Annotated in this window: 3 protein-coding genes; all 3 read right to left on the bottom strand. The window is 63.0% G+C overall.

The genetic code is table 11. The features are described 5' to 3' along the window. The coding region (locus BLX42_RS16525) for an alkaline phosphatase D family protein (RefSeq protein ID WP_161872187.1) at positions 1-1,668 on the bottom strand (1,668 nt) is incomplete at its 3' end. Between the two features lie 144 nt (positions 1,669-1,812). After that, on the bottom strand, positions 1,813-2,739 hold the full coding sequence (gene tal, locus BLX42_RS16520) for a transaldolase (RefSeq protein ID WP_046787893.1): 927 nt from the start codon (positions 2,737-2,739) through the stop codon (positions 1,813-1,815). A gap of 248 nt (positions 2,740-2,987) precedes the next feature. Continuing rightward, positions 2,988-3,944: tRNA dihydrouridine(20/20a) synthase DusA (gene dusA, locus BLX42_RS16515; protein ID WP_256672013.1), on the bottom strand; the 957-nt coding region annotated here is incomplete at its 5' end.

Genomic DNA, 3,944 nt, shown 5'->3' with positions numbered 1-3,944 from the left:
CGGCGAGCGCGGTGAATAAAGCCAACGGTTGAGCCGGTCCAGCACGTCCAGCAAGCGGCGGGGAAACTCGTTCTTGATCCCGCTGCTGGTTATCTGCCACAGGTGCGGGCTGCGCTGGCGATGGCGGATCAGCACCTCGTACACGAACGAATAATGCACGTCCCCTGACAGGATCACGTAATGCCCCGGCGTGCGCGAGTGGCGGAAGATATTCAGGATCACCCGGGCGGCACCGCGGTGTGCCATCCAGTTCTCGGCATCTACCAGCAGCGGGTGGCCCAGCCAGCTGAACACTTTCTGCACCGTCTCGATCAGCTTTACCCCGAAGATCGGTGCCGGTGACACGATGATCGCAGAAGGGTGGTCCAGCAACGCTTGCTGCAGTTCGCACAATGCCTCCCAGTCGAGCAGGCCGGAAGGCTTGGCCAGGTCGCTTTCGCTGCGCCAGCGGCGTGTGCGGGTGTCCAGCACCAGCAGGGGCGGGTTGCTGGGCAGGCTGAACTGCCAGCCCTGAAAGCGCAGCAGTTCACCGATCAGATGGTCCTGTTGCTCGCTGTCCAGTTGTGGGCTGGCCAGCGCCTGGCACTGCCCGACCATAGCATTGCAGCCTTGCGGGTCGTTGCCCCAGGCCTGGCACAGCAGGTAGCCAAGCAGGGCATTGCCGATGATTCGTCGCGAGAATGGGTGGCCGTAGGCTGTTTCTTCCCACTGCGCCGAGAGGTTCCAGTCATCGGTGATGTCGTGGTCGTCGAAGATCATCAGGCAAGGCAAATGCGCCATTACCCGCGCCACCTGGCCCAAGTCGTCGGCGAACGCCTGAATCAGCGGCAGTTCCTTGCGGTAGCGCGCCTGGTGCGGGTCGGCAAGGCCCGCAGGCATGTCGAGTGCGACCAGTTGCCATGGTGTTGGTGACCAGACCAGCAGGTACATGGCCATGACTTCGGCGAAGGTCACCAGATGGTTGTCGGCATTGCTTGAGGAGAAGATCGGTTTGCGCTTGCCGCCGAAGAATCGCTCACGCAGGGTTTCGTTACGTTCCTGGGCAGGCAGCAAGTCGGCGCGGTGGTAATAGCTGGCCGGGTGGTCATAGAGCGACCTGCTGTCGGCCACGACCGCGCCGTCCAAGTGTTCATCGAACAGGCCAAGGCGCTCGATCAGCGAATGAATCGCCCGCAACATCGGCCCTGCGACATCATCGGCATAGACTTGGTCGCCGGTCATCAACAGCACGGCCGGGCGCTCTTCGGGGCGCGTACAGGCCTGCAGCAGCCGGTCGGCGCAAAGCAGGCCATCGGCAGCGGGGTGGTGCGGCTTGCGGCAAGAGCCGTGCAGCAACTGGTCCAGGCGGTCGCGCAGCACCAGGCTCGGGCGCCGGCGGCCTGGGTAGAGCAGGTGCGGCGCCCAGCCAGCGATACCTTGGCCGTTGATCAGCAGGTCGTATTCGAGTTCAACGTTGCTGGGTAGCGGCTGGGCAAAGTGAATGTCCAGCAGGTGGATGAAGGCGTGCTGGCCGATCGGTACGACCTGGCAATCCACCTTGGCCGCGCCGTCCAAGGTGAACTCGGGCTGCAAGGGTTGGCTGCCGACCAGCCAGATGGCCAGGCGCTGAGGCTCCAGGCGGCGCAGTACAGGGCCGGCGAGAACAAGGGGCAAAGGGGAGGAAGTCATGGACAGCTCTGGTGGCTAATCGGCCCATTCGCGTCGAACCGTCGCGAACAGGCCCTTGAATTCAAGACGCTTTTTTGAGCGGCTAAAGCAAAGCGGGCGGAAAATGCTGAACATTCACCGCCCGCCTGGCAAACCGGATATGTATCAGGCTTTGTCAGCCATCAGCTTTTCCAGCTTCTCCTGGTCACGGGCGAACTGGCGAATGCCCTCGGCCAGCTTCTCGGTACCCATGGCGTCTTCGTTCATGGCCCAGCGGAACTGGCTTTCGCTGAGCACCTGCTTGGCCTCGCCGGCATTGCCCGGCTTGAGCACCTGGGGCAGCTCGCCCTGATCATCGCTCAGTTGCTGCAGCAGCTCCGGGCTGATGGTCAGGCGATCGCAGCCTGCCAGTTGTTCGATCTGGCCGATATTACGGAAGCTGGCGCCCATGACCACGGTGTTGTAGCCGTTGGCCTTGTAGTAGTTGTAGATGCGCGTGACCGACTGTACGCCCGGGTCTTCGGCACCCACGTACTCCTGACCGGTGCTTTTCTTGTACCAGTCGTAGATACGGCCCACGAACGGCGAAATCAGGAAGACACCGGCATCGGCGCAGGCCTGGGCCTGGGCGAAGGAGAACAGCAGGGTCAGGTTGGTCTGGATGCCTTCCTTCTCCAACTGCTCGGCGGCGCGGATGCCTTCCCAGGTGGAGGCCAGCTTGATCAGCACGCGGTCTTTGGAAATGCCGGCGGCCTGGTAAAGCTCGATCAGTTGGCGTGCCTTGCTCAGCAGTGCCGGTTCGTCGAACGACAAACGCGCATCCACTTCGGTGGAAATGCGCCCAGGGATCACTTTCAGAATGCCAGCGCCCACCGCCACGGCGAACTTGTCGCACGCCAGGTCGACATTGCCCTTGGCATCGCTTTTTACCTGCTTTAGCAGGTCGGCATAACCCGGGATGGCGGCAGCTTTTAGCAGCAACGAGGGGTTGGTGGTGGCATCGACCGGCTTGAGGCGGGTGATGGCGTCCAGGTCCCCGGTGTCGGCGACCACGGTGGTGAACTGCTTGAGTTGTTCCAGCTTGGAAGTCATGGCGTGCTCTGTCCTGTGCGATGTTTCGACATTACCCGAGCCCCGACGGCCGCTCAAGGGGCCAGTGGGGCGGTGGCGAATTGTCTGGGGTGATGATTCGAGTCACCAGCCTGCACGAGGTTCCCCACCGCCCTTGAAAGCTTCCCCCACCCTCTGTGGGAGCGGGTTCACCCGCGAAGCAGACGCCACAAGAGCAGTGCGGCCCCTGTGGCAGCCGGCTTGCCGGCGATAGGGCCCGCCAGACCACCTTACCGCCCCTGCAACAACTCCGCCGCTTGGTCAAACACCACCAGCGGCTCCGGCGCCTTGTGAATATCCGCCGACAGCAACTGCCGGAACCGCCGCGCCCCTTTGAAGCCCTGGCCCAACCCCAGAATATGCCGGGTGACGTGATGCATCGCACCGCCACTTTCCATATGCGCCACGATATAGGGCCGCAACTGCGCCATCGCCTCGCTACGGCTGACCACCGGCGCATCACTGCCAAACAGCAGCTGATCCACCTCAGCCAGCACATACGAGTTGTGGTACGCCTCGCGCCCCATCATCACCCCATCGAACGTCTCCAAGTGCATCTGGCACTCGGCCACGGTCTTGATGCCACCGTTGAGCACAATCTCAAGGTCCGGGAAGTCCGCTTTCAACTGCGCGGCCACGTCGTAACGCAGCGGCGGAATCTCACGGTTCTCCTTCGGCGACAACCCCTCCAGAATCGCGATGCGCGCATGCACGGTGAAACTGCGGCACCCGGCGTCACGTACCTGCCCGACGAAGTCGCACAGCTCGGCATAGCTGTCACGGCCATTGATACCAATGCGGTGCTTGACCGTCACCGGCGTCGACACCGCATCACGCATGGCCTTGACGCAATCGGCCACCAGCGCCGGGTGGGCCATCAGGCAAGCGCCGATCATGTTGTTCTGCACCCGGTCGCTCGGGCAGCCGACGTTGAGGTTGACCTCGTCATAGCCCGCTTGTTCGGCCAGGCGCGCACAGGCTGCCAGGTCGGCCGGCACACTACCGCCCAGCTGCAGGGCAAGCGGATGCTCGGACACATCGTGGCGCAGGAAACGGTGCGCGTCGTTGTGCAGCAGGGCACCAGTGGTGACCATTTCGGTGTAGAGCAGGGTGTGCCTGGAGAGCAGGCGCAGGAAGAACCGGCAGTGGCGGTCGGTCCAATCCATCATCGGCGCAACGCTGAAGCG

The organism is Pseudomonas sp. SG-MS2 (genome assembly GCF_009933855.1).
Lineage (GTDB): Bacteria > Pseudomonadota > Gammaproteobacteria > Pseudomonadales > Pseudomonadaceae > Aquipseudomonas > Aquipseudomonas putida_E.
This window is presented reverse-complemented; position numbering and strand designations above follow the sequence as displayed.